The sequence below is a fragment of the Nocardia citri genome, from assembly GCF_054065835.1.
Map to the genome: position 1 here is coordinate 177,326 of NZ_JBSUQM010000005.1, position 20,917 is coordinate 198,242.

The 20,917-nt window shown below is 66.6% G+C and carries 11 protein-coding genes, 1 tRNA gene and 2 pseudogenes; 9 read left to right on the forward strand and 5 right to left on the reverse strand.

Annotated features, from left to right (window positions below; translation table 11 throughout):
* Window positions 1-161 precede the first annotated feature (161 nt).
* Window positions 162-404, forward strand: a complete 243-nt coding sequence (locus tag ACW2Q0_RS10345; protein WP_457188611.1) for an MbtH family protein — start codon at window positions 162-164, stop codon at window positions 402-404.
* Window positions 405-603: 199 nt separating this feature from the next.
* Here the strand turns inward: ACW2Q0_RS10345 and ACW2Q0_RS10350 are convergent.
* Together ACW2Q0_RS10350 and ACW2Q0_RS10355 are read right to left on the reverse strand one after the other, a co-directional pair.
* Window positions 604-759: pseudogene (locus ACW2Q0_RS10350) on the reverse strand (IS3 family transposase); the annotation flags it as partial.
* Window positions 760-859: 100 nt separating this feature from the next.
* A complete protein-coding gene (locus ACW2Q0_RS10355) occupies window positions 860-1,927 on the reverse strand; it encodes an alpha/beta hydrolase (RefSeq protein WP_457188613.1) in 1,068 nt (355 codons plus the stop codon).
* Window positions 1,928-2,439: 512 nt separating this feature from the next.
* On the opposite strand from ACW2Q0_RS10355, the gene ACW2Q0_RS10360 reads away from it, so the two are divergent.
* The gene (locus tag ACW2Q0_RS10360) at window positions 2,440-4,023 is read left to right on the forward strand and encodes an FAD-dependent oxidoreductase (RefSeq protein WP_457188864.1); all 1,584 of its coding nucleotides are present in this window, start codon (window positions 2,440-2,442) and stop codon (window positions 4,021-4,023) included.
* 13 nt (window positions 4,024-4,036) lie between these two features.
* The gene (locus ACW2Q0_RS10365) at window positions 4,037-4,477 is read left to right on the forward strand and encodes a DUF1931 family protein (protein WP_457188866.1); all 441 of its coding nucleotides are present in this window, start codon (window positions 4,037-4,039) and stop codon (window positions 4,475-4,477) included.
* A 306-nt stretch (window positions 4,478-4,783) separates the two neighbouring features.
* On the opposite strand, the gene ACW2Q0_RS10370 is transcribed toward ACW2Q0_RS10365, so the two are convergent.
* The gene (locus ACW2Q0_RS10370; RefSeq protein ID WP_457188615.1) at window positions 4,784-5,140 is read right to left on the reverse strand and encodes a MerR family transcriptional regulator; all 357 of its coding nucleotides are present in this window, start codon (window positions 5,138-5,140) and stop codon (window positions 4,784-4,786) included.
* Window positions 5,141-5,284: 144 nt separating this feature from the next.
* Here ACW2Q0_RS10370 and ACW2Q0_RS10375 point away from each other — a divergent pair.
* From ACW2Q0_RS10375 to ACW2Q0_RS10385, 3 genes and pseudogenes are all read left to right on the forward strand, one after another.
* Window positions 5,285-5,706: pseudogene (locus tag ACW2Q0_RS10375) on the forward strand (Hsp20/alpha crystallin family protein).
* Window positions 5,707-6,348: 642 nt separating this feature from the next.
* Complete coding sequence (locus ACW2Q0_RS10380; protein WP_457188617.1) at window positions 6,349-6,588, forward strand: hypothetical protein; 240 nt, start codon at window positions 6,349-6,351, stop codon at window positions 6,586-6,588.
* Window positions 6,589-7,092: 504 nt separating this feature from the next.
* Window positions 7,093-7,785, forward strand: coding sequence for a PAS and ANTAR domain-containing protein (locus ACW2Q0_RS10385; protein ID WP_457188619.1), 693 nt, complete (start codon window positions 7,093-7,095; stop codon window positions 7,783-7,785).
* 387 nt (window positions 7,786-8,172) lie between these two features.
* Here the strand turns inward: ACW2Q0_RS10385 and ACW2Q0_RS10390 are convergent.
* Window positions 8,173-8,254 (reverse strand) — tRNA-Leu (locus ACW2Q0_RS10390).
* A 385-nt stretch (window positions 8,255-8,639) separates the two neighbouring features.
* On the opposite strand from ACW2Q0_RS10390, the gene ACW2Q0_RS10395 reads away from it, so the two are divergent.
* Together ACW2Q0_RS10395 and acpS are read left to right on the forward strand one after the other, a co-directional pair.
* Entirely contained in the window at window positions 8,640-17,993 is a 9,354-nt protein-coding gene (locus tag ACW2Q0_RS10395; protein ID WP_457188621.1) for a fatty acid synthase subunit beta domain-containing protein, read from the forward strand.
* 103 nt (window positions 17,994-18,096) lie between these two features.
* Window positions 18,097-18,531 carry a holo-ACP synthase AcpS gene (gene acpS, locus ACW2Q0_RS10400; protein WP_364794574.1) on the forward strand — a complete coding sequence of 145 codons (435 nt, stop codon included), beginning with the start codon at window positions 18,097-18,099 and terminating at the stop codon, window positions 18,529-18,531.
* A gap of 75 nt (window positions 18,532-18,606) precedes the next feature.
* On the opposite strand, the gene ACW2Q0_RS10405 is transcribed toward acpS, so the two are convergent.
* Window positions 18,607-19,227, reverse strand: a complete 621-nt coding sequence (locus tag ACW2Q0_RS10405) for a TetR family transcriptional regulator (RefSeq protein ID WP_457188868.1) — start codon at window positions 19,225-19,227, stop codon at window positions 18,607-18,609.
* A 326-nt stretch (window positions 19,228-19,553) separates the two neighbouring features.
* Here ACW2Q0_RS10405 and ACW2Q0_RS10410 point away from each other — a divergent pair, with 326 nt between their 5' ends.
* On the forward strand, window positions 19,554-20,807 hold the full coding sequence (locus ACW2Q0_RS10410; RefSeq protein WP_457188623.1) for a hypothetical protein: 1,254 nt from the start codon (window positions 19,554-19,556) through the stop codon (window positions 20,805-20,807).
* Window positions 20,808-20,917 lie beyond the last annotated feature (110 nt).

Below are 20,917 nucleotides of genomic sequence, written 5' to 3' on the forward strand. Positions count from 1 at the left end.
AAGGGCTACGCTGCACGGCTTCTCGATGACCTGGGCGGCTGCGCGAAACAATCGAGGCCGCATTTGTTTGACCATCGGAAAATCGAGTGACCTTGTCCGAATATTCACAGCGCGGAGCAGGATTTATGCGTCCGTGCAATGTCAGCTTCCAGTGAGGTGAAATGAGCACCAATCCCTTCGACGACGAAGACGGCCGGTTCTTCGTTCTGAGCAACGACGAGGAGCAGTATTGTCTTTGGCTGAGCTTCGCCGAGATCCCAATCGGCTGGTACGTCGTGTTCGGTGAGGACAGTCGGAGCGCCTGCATCGAATACGTCGAGAAGAACTGGACTGATATGCGTCCGAAAAGCCTGCGCGACGCAATAGCCGCCGGAGCCGCGGCCGGCCAGGCGAACGAGTCCTGATCCGAGGCATCGAGGGGGTGCGCATGAGCATTCGGCCCGACTGCGGCATCTATGATGCCGTCGGTTGTCACGACCGATTGCAACCGTCTGCTCGTGTCGCGGACCGCATGGACATTTTCCACGTCCCATCGGGTTGAGACGGGCCAGCATCGCAGCCGAGCACCACCGAGCAACTCGCGGCGCAACGATTCGCCGCCGAAGCGGCGTTGATCAGATGCGCGTCGTCCCGATCACGCTGCGAGACAGGATCTTTGCGCCATGGATGGGACGTCTGCTTCGTGAAGCCGAGAACCCGGCAGGTCACCGCGACGAGGACGCTGTCGCCGGCAAGATCGAGGACCAGCGGGTAGGTCTGTAATGGTCTTGGCCGGCCCGAGATCGGCTGGCAGGCCGACGCTTCGGCTCACCGCGCCGCGAAACATGGCGCACCCTGGTGAATATGGGCCATGGCCTGATTACAGACCGAGTCCGTGGGCCAACACCGGCCACGATGCCTTCAGTTCATCGTCCCAATAACCCCAGGAGTGAGTGCCGTAGGGGCGGCGTTCCACCGTAGCGGGTATCCCTAGGTCCGCGAGGCGGGCAGCCAAGTTCTGGGTGCACTGATCGACCGCTAGTTCGATGACGCCGCCGACCAGGATCTGGTTCACCAAGGCGATTTCCCCACCACCGCCTACCAGGTGGCGATCGCCGACGTGGTCGTAGGGGCCAGGTGCTCCGTTGCCGCTCGAGAGATAAATGTCCATGCCCCGCAGGCCGGCCGCATTGACATAGGGATCGTTGGCGATCCACATCGGATCATCGGGCAGGCCGTACATGTTCGCCACGTTGCCGCCGCTGTAGGCCGAGGTGAGACGGACATAGGCCTGGCCTAGCGGGTCGGAGATCGCCGCGCAGCCACTGTAGGAGGCGACCGCCTTGTACAAGCCGGGCTTGGCGATGGGCAATTGCAGGACCGAGGTACCCGACATCGACACTCCGGCAATGGCATTCACCCCGGTGGTGCCGAGTTCACTGTCGATAAGCGGGGGCAACTCCTCGGTCAGATACGTCCTCCACTTCTGCACTCCGAGATGTGGATCCGGCATGCGCCAGTCCGTGTAGTAAGAGCCCGCGCCGCCCAGCGGCTGTACCACATTGACATTTCTCGCGGTCAGGAACTCGGTTGCACCGGTCTCGCGGTCCCACGACGCCTGACCGATTCCTCCACTTCCGCCGCTCAGCAGATACAGCACGGGGCGCGGCACCGAGGTGTCGGCTGCACGATCGACCTTGACCTGATATTCGCTGTTCATCGCCGAGGAGTAAACGGTGAGCAACAGTTGCCGGTCGTTGACGACGTGAACTTCGGTGATGCGAGAACCATCCGGCGCCATCTTCGACGTAGCGGGTGCACCTGGCAGTCCGATCCCCGGCTCGGCCTTGGCGGTCGGCACGATCGACGTTGCCGCCAATACGGTCAAAACTGCAATACCGGCAGCCTTGACCAAACCTGCACGGGTGATGAGCGAGAGGTCTTGCAACTTCCAGTCCTGTTTCTTCTACGCCGCAGTCAGATTCAGAGCCGCAACTGCTTCACATATGTTCGAATGCGCCCGAGGTCTGCCAACAAGCTTTGAAGGACGGCAGATTCTTCGAGCGGGCGATTTTCTCGCACTGGTCTGTCGTGACCTTGAACGACACCTTGCCGCAGTGACGCATGTGTGCGAACAACTCGGTTGCGGTCTTGACAACCGTCGCCAGCCCGGCAGACGCGACAGCAGCCTCGCCGACAGCACCGCGGTTGACTCACGCACTTGCGTTCTACTTGCCCTGTTCGCGGCCTTATTCTCGTCCGCTCGCCCTGTACCGGCCCGGCGACGGGACAGTATCGCGCTGTGTGCGGACGCAGCAACAGCGTGTCCAGTTCCGGATTGTTGCCTGTGGTCGCGGCGACATGCACGGTCCGCGCGAGGAGGTCTGCGGGCGGTCCCATGGGAGTTCAGTTACCGGTGTCAAGCCTCGCCAGGTGGTGTTGACGACACCGGCGTTGGCCATGCAGCAGGATGACGGTGAGGTGCTGATCCGAGAGGGTGAACCCAGCAACGACTTCTTCGTCATCCTCTCGGGCAAGGTCGCGATCATCGACGAGGGCGACGGAGACGGCGAACGCCGGATACTGCGCGTGCACGGTCCGGGCCGATTCCTGGGCGAGCTCGGGTTGCTGGAAGGCCAGGTGGCGTTCTTCACCGCCGAGGCGATCGAGGGCGGCGAGATGCTCGTCGTCCCGGTCGAGCGAGTGCGGGAGCTGATTTCCCACGATCCAGTGCTCAGCGATCTGATCCTGCGCGCCTACCTGGTGCGGCGGCACCTGCTGATCGGGCTCGGTTCGGGGTTCCGGATCATCGGCTCCTGCTATTCACCGGATACGTTGCGGCTTCGGCAGTTCGCCATGCGAAACCGATTGCCCCACAGGTGGATCGATGTGGAGCGGGACGAAAGGGCGGAGCAGCTGCTGCGCAGTCTGGATGTCGCGCCCGAGGACACTCCCGTCGTGATCTGGCACGGCGAGAAGGTGCTGCACAATCCGACGAATGCGGAACTCGCCCGCATCGTCGGGCTTCCGGTCCCGGACTCGGTCCGGGACGCAGCCCAGGACGTGTGCGACCTCGTCGTGGTGGGTGCGGGACCGGCCGGTCTGGCCGCGTCGGTGTACGGCGCCTCGGACGGGTTGAACACGGTGACACTGGAGTCGTTCGCCGCAGGCGGCCAGGCCAGTACCTCCTCTCGGATCGAGAACTACCTCGGCTTCCCGGCAGGGATCTCCGGCGCCGAATTGGCGGAGCGGGCCGTGATCCAGGCCGGGAAGTTCGGCGCCCGCATCCTGGTGTCGGCGGAGGTGACCGGTGTGGGGTCCGAGGACGGGCACCATGTGCTCCGGCTGGCCGACGGCGGCACGGTTCGTGGCCGGGCCGTCGTGCTCGCCACCGGGGCGCGATACCGCAAATTGGCGGTTCCGGGGATCGAGGTACTGGAGGGGACGAGCGTGTACTACGCCGCAACCCATCAGGAAGCGCGGATGTGCGGCACCGACCCTGTGGCCATCGTCGGCGGCGGTAACTCCGCCGGACAGGCCACTGTTTTTCTCGTGGACCGTGTTTCCCACGTTCACCTGCTGATCCGCGGCGGTGACCTCGGAAAGAGCATGTCCCGGTACCTCGTCGACCAGATCGAGCGCCATCCGCGCGTGACCGTCCACCGGAACACCGAGATTCGCGAGGTCCACTGTGAGAAGTACCTCGACGAGATCGTGGTCGAGAACAATCACACGGGCGAACAGCACACCCTCCGGGTACATGCCCTGTTCGTCTTCATCGGGGCGGTGCCGCACACCGGGTGGCTGGCCGACACGATCGCACTCGACGACCACGGCTTCGTCCTCACCGGCGACGCGGTCCACACCCGTGAGGACGGCAACCGGCGGATCGGTGACCGGCCATCGAGGACGCTCGAAACCAGCCTGCCCGGCCTGTTCGCTGCGGGCGATGTCCGCAACGGCTCTGTGAAACGGGTCGCATCCGCTGTCGGTGAGGGAGCGATGGCGGTTCGCCAAATCCATGAATACTTCGACAGGAGCTGACGAGATGCCAGTGATGGGTACCGTGAAATTCCAGCAATTCTTCCGGTCAGCGGCCGGCCTGCAAGTCGACCGGAACGATCTCAAGCGCTATACGGATTTCGTCGACGACAAGATCTACGATCTGATCCTCATCGGCAAGGCCTCGGCAAAGGCAAATCTGAGGGACGTGATCGAACCGTGGGACCTGCCGATCACCAAGGGGCTGCAGGAGAGCATCCACCGGTTCGAGAAACTGGACCAGGAGATCGAACTACAGTCTGTGCTCGATCAACTGACGGCCCGGCCGCCGTTGGACGTGACCCTCTCCGAGGCGACCGAGCAGCGACTGCCGCTGATTGCCGGGGGCTTGAGCGTGGCGCTGGCGCACACATTCGTCACGATCGAACCGGACCGTAAGAACCCCGGGACCGCCGAATGGAACGTCGCCTTCGATATCTTCCATCTCCTGCTCTGACCACCGCCCGCGCCCGGCGAACCAGTTGACCGCCGCTGGCCGGCGACGGCACTTGCACTGCGGAACAGCTTGCGCGGCAATGTATCCAGCTTGCAACGTCCGCCAGCAAGACCGGTTGACCCTCGCCACCTCGGATCCCACGTCGAACCCGCCACCCTCGGCCTGACGCGGCTCCCTGCGCCGCCGAGCCAGGAGTTCCGGTAAGGGTCGTGTCACCGCCCGCAAGTCGGGGCGAAGGCCGCGTACGTCGGCGGTAAGGATCGTGTTACCTGGTGACAGGGCCTCGTGACCGGCATGTCATGCCGGTCACGAGCAGTGGCGGTGGTGGCCGCGGAGCTGGTCGCGTTCGGCGGTGAGCGCGGCGTTGGTGTCGCGCAGCGCGGTGTTGGCGTCTTCGAGGTCGAGGATCCGCGCGATCGCGACCAGGTTGATCCCCTGCCCGGCCAGGGCGGCGATACGCGCCAGCCGCGCCAGGTCGTCGTCGCTGTAGCGGCGGGTGCCACCCGAGCTGCGGGCCGGGGTGAGAAGCCCGTGCTGCTCGTACAGGCGCAGCGAATGCGCTCCCATCCCGGCCAGCTCGGCGGCCACCGAGATCCCGTACACCGCCTGCCCCGGGCCGGGACGGTGACCGGGCGGGTGATGGTCGTGTCGATCCGGCAGCATCGGGCTCCTCTCTCGTGCTCTCCAGATTACCTCACCATCGCGCTTGCACTCTCCTCTGTAGAGCGCTAAAACAAATCTAAGCCAGATGACACAAGTTATCTGAGTTCCTTCGATAGAGAATGGAGTGAATGGGAGGTGGCGACCATGCTGATGCGTACCGATCCCTTTCGTGACTTGGATCGCCTGACGCAGGCGGTATTCGGCACGCCGGCGCGGCCGGCGGTGATGCCGATGGACGCTTGGCGCGACGGCGACGAGTTCTTGGTCGAATTCGACCTGCCCGGTATCGACCCGGCTCTCTCGACCTGGATGTCGAGCGCAATGTGGTCACCGTGAAGGCCTCACGCCCGGAGCTGGATCCGGGGCGGTCGATGATCGCCGCGGAACGCACCCGCGGTGTGTTCTCCCGCCAGTTGTTCCTGGGTGACAACCTCGACACCGACGCGATCCGCGCCGACTATCGCGACGGCGTGCTGCGGTTGTCGATCCCGGTCGCGGAGAAGGCCAAGCCCCGCAAGATCGAGATCACCCGCGCCGAGCCCGACCGTCAGGCCATCAACGCCTGACCCCGGGTCTCCCACGGCGACGATCGGGTCCGGTGATGAGCAACATCGACCAGTACCAGCGCCCCGGAAACCTCGTGGCCCGATGCGTGGCTGCTCGCGTTGGATCCCGACCTGGAGCAGTTGTTCGCCGAGGTCGAGGAGATTCTGAGTGCCGCCGCGCCCCGCGCCCGGGACCGAACCCGAACCCGAACCCGGCGCCGCGGTCTCACCGGTCCGGGCGGGCGCGCACGGGGCGGCCCGCCCGCCTGCACGGCCGCAGCCCGGGCCCGGTCTCACCGGCTCCGCGCGGTCCCCCGGGTCCGGGCGCGGTGCCGTCCAGAATCCGAGATCGTGAGCGTTCGAGGAGGTGATGCCTGTTCCCCAACAGCACAACCGATCCGCGTGGGAGGCGGGAGCGCGTCGACCCCTGAGCCTGCACCCCGGCACCAGTCCCCTGTCCGAGACACTCGAGACGGGCGTGCACAGCCAATCGAGGTGGCATCGCAGGCCGGCGCGTCGTTCCCGTCCCCGCGCGCGATCCTTCACAACACTGCGTCAGATTCCTTCCGTCGACGGGTGAGCCCGGTCAGCTCGAGGCTTCCGGGCTCACCCGGCCCTTTCGCCGAATCGACTCCCACGATGACATCCGAGGAGGGGACCGCCATGACCAACACCACGACCTTCGTCCCGGCAGGCAGCGACTTCGACCGCGCCGAACAGAACGCTCTTGTCGGTGACAGCGACCGCGACGGCGGCCTGGACACCACCGCGCTACACCCACTGGCCGAACGGGTGCGCGCCGTTTTCGACGCCGCCGCGATCGCCGACCGTTTCGACCAAGCCTGGATCACCCCACTCGACTGCGATGACGACTATGACCACGACTACGGCAACACCGACTGACCACACCCCCACCGCCGCGGCCGATACCACCCGGTGCGACCCACACGCCGACGGCAGGGGGGAACTACCACACTGGCAGCACGGCCAGGTGGCCTGGTTCAACACCGCGTGCCCTACAGCCGCGCACCCACCACCGCACCCATCCCGTCACACCGCCCGCACCGTGCGCGACAACGCCGGCCGCGCTGCCGCTACCACATGCCGTGACCCGGGTCCCGCGGCCACAACCCGACAGGCTCGTGCTACCTGGCCCCCGGCACGGTGAGCAACGCGCGCCGACCAGTACATCAGCACAAGGATTAACATCAGCACAAGGATTATCATGACCCCTCGATCACATCCGCATGCCGCAGACGATCATTGCCTCGACTCGGGCCACACGCTCACCGCCGCAAGCGATTCCGGCGACTCACCGGTGGTGCACTGGCCCGAACCCAGCCCCCCGCGGTCCTGGTGGAACACCATCATGGCCCCCGCCCAGCCGCCGGATGCGACACCGAGGCCATGACCGAGGACGACCGCGGCACCGGTGAGGTGTCGGCCTCGGTGGAGAAGGTGGTCGGTGCCGGCAACGCGCTGCACGCGGGCTGGTTCCGGTTCCGGTTCGCCGACCAACGCTGGGAATGGTCCGACGAGGTGGCCCGCATGCACGGCTACACGCCCGGCGAAGTGACCCCGACCACCGAACTGCTGCTGTCGCACAAACATCCCGATGACCGCGACCGAGTGGAAGCGGCACTGGTCACCTCGGTGCGCGACCACGCCCCGTTCTCCAGCCGCCACCGCATCATCGACACCCACGGCACCGAGCACCACGTCGCGGTGGTGTCGGACTCGATCATCGACGACACCGGCGCCGTGGTCGGCACCGAGGGCTACTACATCGACCTGACCGACCGCGACGCCGCACAGACCCACGAAATTCTCGACGACCTGCTACCACAGATACTCCAACATCGGGTGCTGATCGAGCAGGCCAAAGGAACGCTGATGCTCGTCTACGGCATCAGCGCCGAGCAAGCGTTCCACGTACTGGTGTGGCGGTCGCAGGAAACCAACATCCGCCTGCGTGATCTGGCGGCTCACCTGATCGACGAAATCGCCACCATCCAGATATCACCGGCGACGCGCTCGCAATTCGATCACCTGCTGCTGACCCTGCACCAGCACGCTCGTCGCCAGCCCGTCGAACCCTGAACCTTCAGCCCGCATGGCGATGTCCAGTGAGCCGAACGCTTCCCGGAACACCACGACCGACATGGGAAATTCACTCGATGGGGTCGTCGACGCCGTCCAGCAAACATTCCGTGTGGCTCAACTTCGCAATGTCCGTGTGCCAGCGGGGTGTGCGAGGGATCGCTCATGCGCGCGTCCGTCTCAGTTGTGCCGCTGCCGTGTGTCAGAGAGGCGAGCGAACCTCTACTCGCGCACGCCGGGGGCATCGGTGGCGGAAAGGTGTGCAGTAAGGGGCTTCGCTGTCCCATCTGGGCCACGTCTGACGGCTAGAGCGAGGGGAAAACGTGCGCGAGAAGGTGATCGAGCACGTACTTGCATCAAATTTGATGCAAATACGTGCTCGAGTAGTGCGCGAGAGGGGACTTGAACCCCTACGTCCGTGGACACCAGAACCTAAATCTGGCGCGTCTGCCAATTTCGCCACTCGCGCTTGATGGTACGACCGTCCAAACTCTACCGGGCCTTACCGGCATCGCGAAGCGCACCCCGGGTATGTCGTACTCGCCGGTAACCCCACCTGGGATTATAACAATTATATAACGGTCAATGTGAGGAGTGCTCATGTTTCGTACGCGTTAGTAACTGGGTGGACCAGCGCGTTTAAACATGAGGGAGAGTCATGTTTCTCAACATTCTGGTACGAATGTACGGAAATACTCGGCAGTAGGCCGGATGTGAGACGTAAACGTGAGGATTTCCTCATGATTCTCTGGGATCCTTACGGTCATCAGGGCTCATTGGTGAGGAACACCTGCGCACCGGAGGGAGCGGCGTGTCTCGACGGCATGTCGCCAGGAGAAGGAAGTCGAAGCGTCTTGACGATCAATGAGAGCACTGCGGCCGGTACCGGACAGAGCCCAAGAATGGATGGGGCGCCACAGCAGGGGGGTTCGAGGGCCCCGCTGGTGGATCGACTGCTGGGCGGAACGCCCTATGCGCTGGCCTTTGGGGGGCAGGGTGCGCGTTGGCTCGGTGAGTTGGAGGAGATCGGGCGCGATGCCGCACTGGAGCCCGAGCTGACCGCATTGGTCAACGAAGCGGCGGAACTGCTGGAACCTGTTGCGGCACAACTACTTGTCGTGCGACCGGTCGGCTTCGACCCGATCGGCTGGATGCTCGAGAACGAGCTCGCCGACGGTGATGAGGCAGAGGTTTCCGGTGCGCCTTCGGAGCAGATGCTCCGGTCGGCCGCGGTTTCCATGCCCGGTGTATTCCTGACGCAGGTGGCCGCCGTGCGCGCACTGCGGCTGCAGGGGCTGGATGCGAATGAGCAGGCGCCGGTCGCGGTCGTAGGCCATTCGCAGGGCCGCCTCGCCGCGACCTCGGTGCAGGCCGGTGGGCAGCGCGACGCCGAACTGCTCGCCATCGCCCAAATGATCGGTGCCGCAGCGGTTTTGGTTGCCCGCCGACGTGGCCTGATGCCGGTGGGCGAGCGTTCGTCGATGGTCGCGGTGTCGAACGTCGATCCCGAGCGGTTGCGCGCAGTGGTGGCCGAGGTGTCCGCAGGCGTGGATCCCGCTGCGGCAGCAGTGGTTTCGATCCGCAACGGTCGTCGGCGCGTGGTGCTTTCCGGTACGCCGAACCAGCTGGAACGGGTGCGCCAGCGTTGCACCCAAATCCACGACGCGCAGACCCGCGAGCGCGATGCGAAGTCGCGCGGTGGCGCGGTGTTCGCGCCGGTCTTCGAGGATCTGGCCGTCGATGTGGCCTTCCATCACCCCGCGCTCGCCGACACGGTCGACATCGTGAGCGGGTGGGCGTCGCAGTGCGGTCTGGATGCCGAGCTCGCGGGTTCGCTGGCGAAGGAGATCCTCGTCGACCCGATCGACTGGGTCGAGGAGGTCGACGGCGTTGTCGCCGCCGGCGCGCAGTGGATTCTCGACCTGGGTCCCGGCGATCTGCTCAGCCGGCTCACCAGCGGCTCGATCAAGGGCACGGGCGTCGGCATCGTCGCGGCCGCGACCCGCGCCGGCCAGCGCAGTCTGCTGACTCCCGGTGCTACGCCCGAGGTCGCTCAGCCCTGGTCGGCCTTCGCGCCGCGCCCGGTGCGCCTGCCCAGCGGACGCATCGTGGTCGAGACCTCGTTCACCAAGCTGACGGGTCGCTCCCCGATCCTGCTCGCGGGCATGACCCCGACCACGGTCGACGCGAAGATCGTCGCGGCGGCCGCGAACGCGGGCCACTGGGCGGAGCTGGCCGGTGGCGGTCAGGTCACCGAGCAGATCTTCGCCGACCGGGTGGCCGAGCTGAAGACGCTGCTGCACCCGGGCCGTGCGGTGCAGTTCAACTCGCTGTTCCTCGACCCGTACCTGTGGAAGCTGCAGCTCGGCGGTAAGCGCCTGGTGCAGAAGGCTCGTACGGCGGGTGCGCCGTTCGACGGTGTCATCGTCACGGCGGGCATTCCGGAGCTGGAAGAGGCCGTTGCGCTGATCGCCGAGCTGACCGAGGTCGGCATCACGCACGTGGCGTTCAAGCCGGGTACCGTCGCCCAGATCCGCGCGGTGCTACGCATCGCCGACGAGGTGCCGAACTACCCGGTGATCATGCACATCGAGGGCGGCCGGGCCGGTGGACACCATTCCTGGGAGGACCTGGACGATCTGCTGCTCGATACCTACGCCGAGCTGCGCAACCGCGACAATGTGGTGGTCTGCGTCGGCGGCGGCATCGGTACTCCGGAGCGCGCCACCGAATACCTCACCGGTGAATGGGCTGTGCCGCACGGTTATCCGGTGATGCCGCTCGATGGCGTACTGGTCGGCACCGCCGCCATGGCGACGCTCGAGGCCACCACCGCCCCCGAGGTCAAGCAGTTGCTCGTCGACACCCCCGGCACCCCGGACTGGGTCGGCGCGGGCACCGCGACCGGCGGAATGGCTTCCGGCCGTAGCCAATTGGGCGCCGATATCCACGAGATCGACAATGCCGCCTCGCGCACCGGCCGGCTGCTCGACGAGGTCGCCGGTGACGCCGACGCGGTCGCCGAGCGTCGCGATGAGATCATCGCCGCGCTGAATGCCACGGCCAAGCCGTATTTCGGCGATATCGCCACCATGACCTACCTCGAGTGGCTGGAACGCTACGTCGAGCTGGCCGTCGGCCTGGACCGCCGCAAGGACTTCGACTGCGGCAGCGACCTCGGTGAGGCCATCCTGGATGCCACCCGTTCGGTCTGGCTCGATATCACCTGGCGTGACCGGTTCGCGGAGATGATGCGCCGCACCGAATCCCGGCTGCATCCGGCCGACCGCGGCGAGATCCCGACGCTGTTCGAATCCGACGAGGCCTTCGAAAACCCGGTCGAGGCGCTGTGCACGCTGCGGCAGCAGTATCCGTCGGCCCAGCAGACCCTGCTGCACCCGGCGGATGTGCCGTTCTTCGTCAGCCTGTGCAAGATCCCCGGTAAGCCGGTGAACTTCGTGCCCGTGGTGGACGGCGATGTGCGCCGCTGGTGGCGTTCGGATTCACTGTGGCAGGCCCATGATCCGCGCTACACGGCCGATCAGGTCTGTGTCATTCCGGGCACGGTCGCGGTTGCCGGTATCACCCGCGTCGACGAGCCGGTCGGCGAATTGCTCGATCGCTTCGAACAGGACACGGCCTACGCGCTGGTCCGCGCCGGCGTGGCGCCGGTCGCGGTCGACGCGCGCCGCCGCGCCGGTGTCATCGAGGGACCGATCGACGCGGTGCTGGCCGCGCCGGATGTCGAATGGTCCGGACGCACCACGGTCAACCCGATCCACCGCCTCGGCGATATCGCCGAATGGACCGTCGACGATAAGGGCGCGGTACATACACCGACCGGTGCGACGATCACCGAAACCACCGGCCCGGAGGCCGATCACGCCTACGTCGAGCTCACGGTGCCGCTGTTCGGCGGTGACGCCGCGCGCATCCGCCTGCGCATCACCGTGCCGACTTCCCTGCACAACGGTGGCGCGCCGGTCATCACCGAAAGCGATGCCGATACCGCCATGTCCGCACTGCTGGCGGTCGCCGCGGGCCAGGCGCTGCCGGAGGTGAAGGGCACCGTCGCACACCTCAACGTCGCCTGGACTCCGGACCTGATCGCCGATCATGCGGGCGTTACCGGTTCGGGCCTGCCCGGCGCGCTCAGCACGCTCGGACGCAGCGTGCCCGATGTGCTCGTCGGCGCGTGCTGGCCCGCCGTCTTCGCGGTGCTCGGCGCCGCGCGCAGCACCGGCGGCGACAGTGTCATCGAGGGCATGCTGGATCTGGTTCACCTCGATCACCAGATCGCGCTGGAACGCGATCTGCCGCAGGACACCAGCATTCTCGTTGTCCGCGCCGAATCAGGTGAGGTTGTCGACACCGACCTCGGACGCGTCGTAGAGGTACGGGTGTCCGTCGGCGAGATGCGGGATCAAGGGCTCGACGTGGTCCCGTTGGCGACGCTGACCGAACGCTTCGCCATCCGCGGCCGCAACGGCGCGGGCGAGCTCTCCGATCCGCCGCGCGCGGCCGGTGCGGTCTCCGCCGCGGCCACCGATACGCCGCGTCGGCGCCGCCGCGATGTCACCGTCCTGGCACCGCGCACCATGCGAGCCTTTGCCGCGGTCTCCGGTGACTACAACCCCATCCACACCAGCGATTCGGCCGCCAAACTGGCCGGACTCGGCAGCCCGATTGTGCACGGCATGTGGCTTTCGGCCGCCGCGCAGCACGCGGTATCCGCGGTGGATCCCGAAAGCTCTACTCCGGCACGGACTTTGACCGCCTGGACCAGTCGCTTCCTCGGCATGGTCCGCCCGGGCGCGCAGATCGACGTGCGCGTCGAGCGGATCGCGGTCGACGCGGGCAGCGAGATCGTGGAGGTCTCCTGCCGTGCCGACGGCGATCTGGTGATGACCGCGACCGGTCGCACCGCCGCCCCGAAGACCGTCTACGCCTTCCCCGGCCAGGGCATTCAGCGCAAGGGTATGGGTCTGGATGCCCGGGCCCGCTCGAAGGCCGCCAAGGAGATCTGGGAGCGCGCCGATAAGCACACCCGTGCGGCACTGGGCTTTTCGATTCTGGCCGTGGTTCGGGACAATCCGACCTACCTCAAGGCGCGCGGTGTCGAACACCGGCACCCGGACGGCGTGCTGCACTTGACCCAGTTCACCCAGGTCGCCATGGCGGTGCTCGGTGTGGCCCAGGTCGCGGAGTTGCGCGAGGCCGGCGCGTACGTCGAGGGCGCGATGCTGGCCGGACATTCGGTCGGTGAATACAACGCGCTCGCGGCCGTCGCCGGTGTGCTGCCGCTGGAGGCGGTGCTGGAGGTCGTCTTCCAGCGCGGCTCGGCCATGCACCAGCTGGTGCCCCGGGACGCCCAGGGCCGCAGCGACTATCGGATGGCCGCCATCCGGCCGTCGCAGATCGGGCTGCCCGATGACGAAGTCGTCGACTTCGTCTCCGGTATCGGCGCGAGCGTCGGGGAATTCCTCGAGGTCGTCAACCTGAACCTGCGCGGTTCGCAGTACGCGATCGCGGGGACGGTCAAGGGCCTCGAGGCGCTCGAGACCGAAATCGAACGCCGCCGTGCCGAATTCGGCGGCAAGCGGGCGTTCATCGTGGTCCCCGGTATCGATGTGCCGTTCCACTCCACGGTGCTGCGCGCGGGTGTGCCGGAGTTCCGACAGAAGCTCGAGCAGCTGCTGCCCACGGATCTGCACTCGGAAATCCTGATCGGACGCTACGTTCCGAACCTGGTGCCCAAGCCGTTCTCACTGGAGCGCGCATTCATCCAGGAGATCGCCGATCTGGTGCCCTCGGAGCCGCTGGCCGCCGTGCTCGCCGACTTCGACAACTGGGCCGCACGCCCGACCGAATTGTGCCGTGTCGTGCTGATCGAGCTGCTGGCCTGGCAGTTTGCCAGCCCGGTGCGCTGGATCGAGACCCAGGATCTGCTGTTCACCGATGCCGCCGATGGTGGGCTCGGGGTGGAGCGCTTCATCGAAATCGGTTTGGGCGCAACGCCGACCGTGGCGAACCTGGCCAGCCAGACGTTGAAGCTGCCCGCCTTCGGCACGGTCACCGTCGAGGTGCTGAATATCGAGCGCGAGGCCGCGATCGTCTACGCGACCGACACCGATCCCGCGCCGGTCGACGAGCCCGCCGACGAGCCGATCGAAACCGCGTCGGCCGCAACGCCGGTCGCCGCGGCCCCCGTTGCCGCCCCGGTCGCGAGCTCGGGTGGCCCGCGTCCGGATGACATCGCGTTCACCGCCGCCGACGCCACCCGCGTGCTCATCGCGCTGTGGACCAAGCTGCGGCTGGATCAGATCGGCCCGGTCGACACCATCGAGGGTCTGTGCGACGGTGTCTCGTCGCGACGCAATCAGCTGCTCGTCGACCTCGGCTCCGAGCTGTCACTCGGCGCAATCGACGGTGCCGCCGATGCCGATATGGGCGCGCTCTCGGCCACGGTCGAGCGGCTTGCCCGCACCTACAAGCCTTTCGGTTCGGTACTTTCCGATGCCATCGGCGACCACCTGCGCAAGATCTTCGGTCCCTCCGGGAAGCGGCCCGCCGCGATCGCCGAGCGGGTCAAGAAGGTCTGGGAGCTGGGCGACGGCTGGGCCAACCATGTCACCGCCGAGGTTTCGCTCGGCACCCGTGAGGGTGTCAGCGTGCGCGGCGGCGATCTCGGCGGGCTGGTCGCGGGTGTGAGCGATGCGGCCTCGGTCGACGCGGCCATCGACGCCGCCGTGCAGGCCGTCGCGGCCCGGCGCGGTATCGCGGTATCGCTGCCGAGCGCGGGCGGCGGTGGCGGCGCCACCGTGGACGCCGCGGCGCTGGGCGAGTTCACCGAACAGATCACCGGTCGTGACGGCGTGTTGGCCACGGCCGCTCGGGTCGTGCTCGAACAGCTCGGTCTGACCGAGCAGGCCTCCGCGCCGGAGGCCACCGAGGACACTCTGGTCGAGCTGGTCTCGGCAGAATTGGGTTCGGACTGGCCGCGTTTGGTCACGCCTGCCTTCGATGCCCGCAAGGCCGTGCTGATCGACGACCGCTGGGCGACCGCACGCGAGGATCTGGCCAAGCTCTGGCTGCTCGACGACATCGGCTCGGTCGAGGACTGGGTGGACGGCTTCCGGGGTGCCGGTGCCGCCGTCGCGGCACAGGCGAACTGGTGGCGTGCGAAGGCCAAGCAGGAGGCCCGCTCGGTGCTGGCCGGACTGTACGAGCGCATCGCGGAGGCGGCGCTCGACACCGAAGAGTCCGGCCTGTGGTCCTCGGATATCGCCGTGATCACCGGTGCCAGTAAGGGTTCCATCGCGGCGGCGGCCACCGGCCGGCTGCTCGGTGGCGGTGCCACCGTGGTGGTCACCACCTCGAGCCTCAACGACGAGCGGCTCGGCTTCTACCGCAAGCTCTACCGTGAAAACGCGCGGCACGGCGCCGCGCTCTGGGTCGTGCCCGCGAATATGGCGTCCTACCAGGATGTCGACGCGCTGATCGACTGGGTCGGCAGCGAGCAGGTCGACAATGCGGGCGGTGCGAAGGTCAAGATCAAGGACGCGATGACCCCGACCCTGTTGCTGCCGTTCGCGGCGCCGCGGGTCGCCGGTGATCTGGCCGATGCCGGTGCCCGCGCCGAAATGGAGATGCGGGTGCTGCTCTGGTCGGTCGAGCGGCTCATCGGTGGGCTGTCCAGGATCGGCGCCGACCACGATGTCGACGCGAAACTGCATGTGGTGCTTCCGGGTTCGCCCAACCGCGGCATGTTCGGCGGCGACGGCGCCTACGGTGAGTCCAAGGCCGCACTCGACGCGGTGGTCGCCAAGTGGCGGGCCGAGAAGTCGTGGTCGAGCCGAGTCACCCTGGTACACGCCCTGATCGGCTGGGTGCGCGGCACCGGGCTGATGGGCCACAACGATCCGATGGTGACCGCGGTCGAAAAGGCCGGTGTGCGTACCTGGTCCACCGTCGAGATGGCCGACGAACTGCTCGAGTGGTGCACATCGCATGCCCGTCAGGTGACTGCCACCGGACCGCAGCAGATCGACCTCACCGGCGGCCTGGCCAGGGTCGAGCTCGATCTGCCCGCACTGGCCAAGCAGGCCCAGGAGGACGCCCCGGCCGCGACCGAGGAAGCCGCTGCCGCGGCGACGATTTCGGCGCTGCCCACACCGCCGACCATGACTTCGGCGCTGCCGGTGCCCGAATGGGGTTCGGTCACCGCCGATCTCGCCGATATGGTCGTCATCGTCGGTGCCGGTGAGCTCGGTCCGTACGGTTCGGCGCGCACCCGGTTCGAGATGGAGGTCTCCGCCGAGCTGTCGGCCGCCGGCGTACTCGAACTCGCCTGGACCACCGGCATGGTCGCTTGGGAGAACGATCCCAAGCCCGGCTGGTACGACACCGAATCCGGTGACTACGTCGCCGAGCACGAGCTGGCCGAGAAGTACCACGACGCGGTCGTCGCGCGCTGCGGTGTGCGCCGCTACGAGGACGACGGCGCCATGATCGACAATGCCGCACCGCTGATGACCTCGGTCTTCCTGGACCAGGATCTGACCTTCACGGTCGGCGGCGAGGCCGAGGCGCGCGCCTTCCACGCCGCGGATCCGGAACACACCGTGATCACACCGGTCGCCGATTCCGGTGACTGGCAGGTGATCCGCCAGGCGGGCACCGAGATCCGGGTGCCGCGCAAGGCCAAGCTGTCGCGTACTGTCGGCGGTCAGATCCCGACCGGCTGGGATCCCACCATCTGGGGCATTTCCGCGGATATGGCGGCCTCGGTGGACCGGGTCGCACTGTGGAACATCGTCTGCACCGTCGACGCGTTCATCAGCTCCGGGTTCAGCCCGGCCGAGCTGATGAACTGGGTGCACCCGAGCCTGGTCGCCAACACCCAGGGCACCGGTATGGGCGGCATGTCCTCGATGCGCTCGCTCTACATCGACAACCTGCTCGGTGAGTCGCGCCCGAACGACATCCTGCAGGAGGCGCTGCCGAACGTCGCGCTCGCGCATGTGGTGCAGTCCTACGTCGGCAGCTACGGCGCGATGGTGCATCCGGTGGCGGCCTGTGCGACCGCTGCGGTGTCGGTCGAGGAGGGCGTCGACAAGATCCGTTTGGGCAAGGCCGAATTGGTGGTCGCCGGTGGTTTCGACGATCTCGGTATCGAGGGCATCGTCGGCTTCGGTGATATGTCGGCCACCGCGGATTCGGCGGCCATGAGCGCCAAGGGCATCAGCGATCGGTACTTCTCCCGCGCCAACGACCGCCGCCGCGGCGGCTTCGTGGAATCGCAGGGTGGCGGTACCGTGCTGCTCGCCCGCGGTGATGTGGCGGTGGAGATGGGCCTGCCGGTGCTCGGTGTGGTCGCCTTCGCGCAGTCCTTCGCCGACGGTGTGCACACCTCGATCCCGGCGCCCGGACTCGGCGCGCTCGGTGCGGGGCGTGGCGGCCGCGAATCCAAGTTCGTCGCCGAACTGCGCAAACTCGGTGTGGCGCCGGACGATATCGCGGTCATCTCCAAGCACGACACCTCGACCGCGGCCAACGACCCGAACGAGTCCGAACTGCATGAGCGGTTGGCCACGGCCATCGGACGTTCCGAAGGCGCGCCGCTGTTCGTGGTTTCGCAGAAGAGCCTGACCGGACACGCCAAGGGTGGCGCGGCCGCCTTCCAGCTCATCGGCCTGTGCCAGGTGTTGGAAAACGGTGTGGTGCCGCCGAATCGGAGCCTGGACTGTGTCGATGACAAGATGCAGGCCTACCCGCATCTGGTCTGGGCACGCGAACCGCTGCGCTTCGGTGAGCGGTTCCCGCTCAAGGCCGGTCTGTTGACCTCGCTCGGCTTCGGCCACGTCTCGGGGCTGCTCGCGGTGGTGCATCCGCAGGCGTTCATCCAGGCGATCGAGCCGGGGCGGCGCGAGGAATACCAGCGCCGGGCGCAGGAGCGCCAGCTCGCCGGGCGGCAGCGGTTCACCGAGGCCATGTGCGGCGGTGCTCCACTGTACGAGCGGCCCGCCGATCGGCGCCTCGGTGCCGATGGCACCCCGTCGGAGCGGAAGCGGCAGCTGGAGGCCGATGTGCTGCTCTCGCCGGAGGCGCGCCTGTCGGGCGACGGCATTTACCGGGCCGACGGCGCGGGCTGCGGCACCGGGGCAGTGATCCTCGGGCAACTCGATGCGGGTAGCTCTATGGCATAGCGGCTTCGGCCATTACCGTGCAGAGTGCGGTCGCTACGGCGGCCGCACTCTCACTTTTGTTTGGGAGTTTCATTGGGCTCGAAGGCTGAGGAGCGGCGACGCATTGACCATCCTGGGTATCGGCTTGGACTTGGTGACCATCTCCGAGTTCGCCGAACAGTTGCAAAGGTCCGGAACCACCATGCTCCGGGAGAGTTTCACTGCCGGTGAGCGGCGCTACTGCCAGAGCAAGGGCACCGACCCGGCACGCAGTTACGCGGCGCGCTGGGCGGCCAAAGAGGCAGTGCTGAAGGCGTGGGCGTCGTCGCGTTTCGCGCGCCGCCCGCAGATCGGCGACAACCCGTACCCCCTCATCGAGGTGGTCAACGACGCCTGGGGCCGCCCGAGTATCAAATTGCACGGCCTCGCGGCCGAATTCCTGCCCCGCGTAAGGGTTCACCTGTCCCTGACCCACGACGGCGACACCGCCGCCGCCATGGTCGTCCTCGAAGACCCGGGCGAACTCGCCGATCTGATCGAAGGTCGAGAAGCGCAGTAGCCGAACCGGGCACGCTATATTCGAGCCGGGCACCCCGCGCACAGGGGGCTCGGCTCGAACGCTGATTGCCGAGAGTTAGCGCTGGCTGGCGGTTCGAGATTCTTTTTCCGCCACCATGAGGTAGGCGACCATGAGGCGTTTGAGTTCGGAGACCGCTTCGGTATTGCTCTGGTCGTCTTGGACGGAGAAATTCAGCATCGAATAGACGACGTGCACCAGGACTTCGGCCATCATGGTGCGGCGGGCGCGGGGGGTGCGGGGAGTTAGCGGGCGCAGCATTTGCGAGACGACCTCGGCGAATTCCTTTTCGTGGATCGCGCCGGTAGCTCGGGTGGACGGGGTCGACTGCATCGCCAGCCACACTTCGCGCCGGGACGGGTCGGTCATCCACAGATTCGCCAGGTGATCGACGAACTGGTTCATATGCCGCAACCAGTCCAAGGACGGGATTTCACCGTGGAAATCGGCGAGCTCTTGGGAAACCGCAACCAGGTCTTGGCGATTCAGCTCGCAGACGATGACATATTTATTGGCGAAGAACTGATACAGCGTGCCGATCGGCACCTCGGCCCGTGCCGCCACCTCTTCGCAGGTGAACGATTCGAACCCGACCTCGACGAGCAATTCGCGGGAAGCCTGCAAGAGGGCATCGAACTTGCGTTTACTGCGTTCCTGAGTCGGCCTGCGCCGCGGCATGAGCTCCTGCGGGTCGTCCTGAAGGTCCAACGCAGGGTCCGGTCGTCGCCTCGACCTGGCCTCCGTGCGTACATCCACGTCTCAAGGCTAGCGGCATCGACACACCAGCGATACGCGCACCGCATCTGCGTGTTAAGGACTGTCACATTTCATCACCCATCCAAGTCGGAAATAGCTCCGAACATATAACCGAGCGTGCGTGCATCCGGACGCTCGTTTCGGGCCGGGGAATCCATGGGGCTCAGGGGTTTCGGCAAGCTCGTGAGCTCGGCAATTGCACGGGGAAGGCGTGATCAGTGGGAGCTCGATCTGTGGTAACACTAGGCGTGTCCACCGAACGCGGCGCCGTTCACGCGGTAGCCCTCGCCGATGGCGAGAAGCTACCCGAGCGGGTGCTGCTGCAGCGGGTGGTGAAAACTCGTGGCGACTCGAAGGCGGATCTGGCGGTCGCGGTCCAGACGGCGATGGACACACTAGCCGCGGAGCTGGAGTCGGAGCGGGAGATCGTGGGCGCGGCGGTCACCTACCGCGATGCCGCTGAGCGGCGCGCCATCGTCACCAAATTGGCGTCCGGCCGGTGGCATACCGCCTCGCTGGTATCGACCAAGGCGGCGCATCTGAGTGTGGCCGGGATCATGACCTGGCTCGATGAATTCGATGATCTGCTCATCTGCGAGGTGGTCGCCGGACATCAGGCGTTCACGCTGGTCGACCGGAAGCGCAGCCGGGTGCTGGCCGCGACCAGCCAGACCGGCGGCGCGAGCGCCGAGGCACTCGACGAGGCAGTGTCGAATGCCTGGGATCAATTCGAGGCGGCCATGGTCCGGCCGGATGCGGTGGTGCTGATCGGTTCGGCCGTGGACAGCGCGGTGGTGGAGACGGCGATCGACGGCTTCGGTGCGCCGGTATTGCCGTGCAAGATCGCGACGTTCGCCTCGGCGGTAGGTGCGGCGCTGTTTGCGATGAGTGATGCGACGGGTGTGAGTGAGCCGGACGAGACGGACGAGCCGGTGCGGAGTGCGCGCGGCCACACGGCGCTGTTCGCTGCGGCCAGTGTATTAGCGGGCGGTCTGCTCGCGGGTGGCATGTACGCGACGGTGCGGAGTACGGGCGCGGTCGTCGCTGACGCGCGGGTCACCGCGGATGCCCGGGTGGTCGACGGTAAGACCGGATCGGTGAGTGGCTCCACTGCGGGTTCTTCGGTGCAGCCGGATATCAACCCGTTCGATCGTCCGGAGGTCCGGCAGCCGACCTCAGCCGGATCCACCGTCGACTCGACGTTGGCCGGCCTCGAACTGGACAACCTGCCGCAATACAACGAACGGTGGGGCGCTCTGCCACCCGTATTGATGTCTCCGGATGCACACGAGTTCGGAAACGAGGCCGCTGGATCGCCTCAGCAACTCCCGGGCACCGGAATCCCAGGTCCGACCACCAAGATCGGTGCGCCGAACGAAGCCATGCTCTTCCCGGGTGAGGCTCCGCCGCCCGCTGCCTTCACCCCTGAGTTCTACCGCTGGTGGGACAACCACGTCCGCTTGCTCATGCAATGGGTGGCCCAGCAATTGCAGCCCACCTAGCAGAAACCTTCGAGAGGTCCGGTGCCCCAGCGGCTCCGGACCTTTCGTTCACGCGGGTTCGACCTGGACGCCAAGCCGATCTGCGGGTCAGTGTGGGTCGGCTGCTGGAC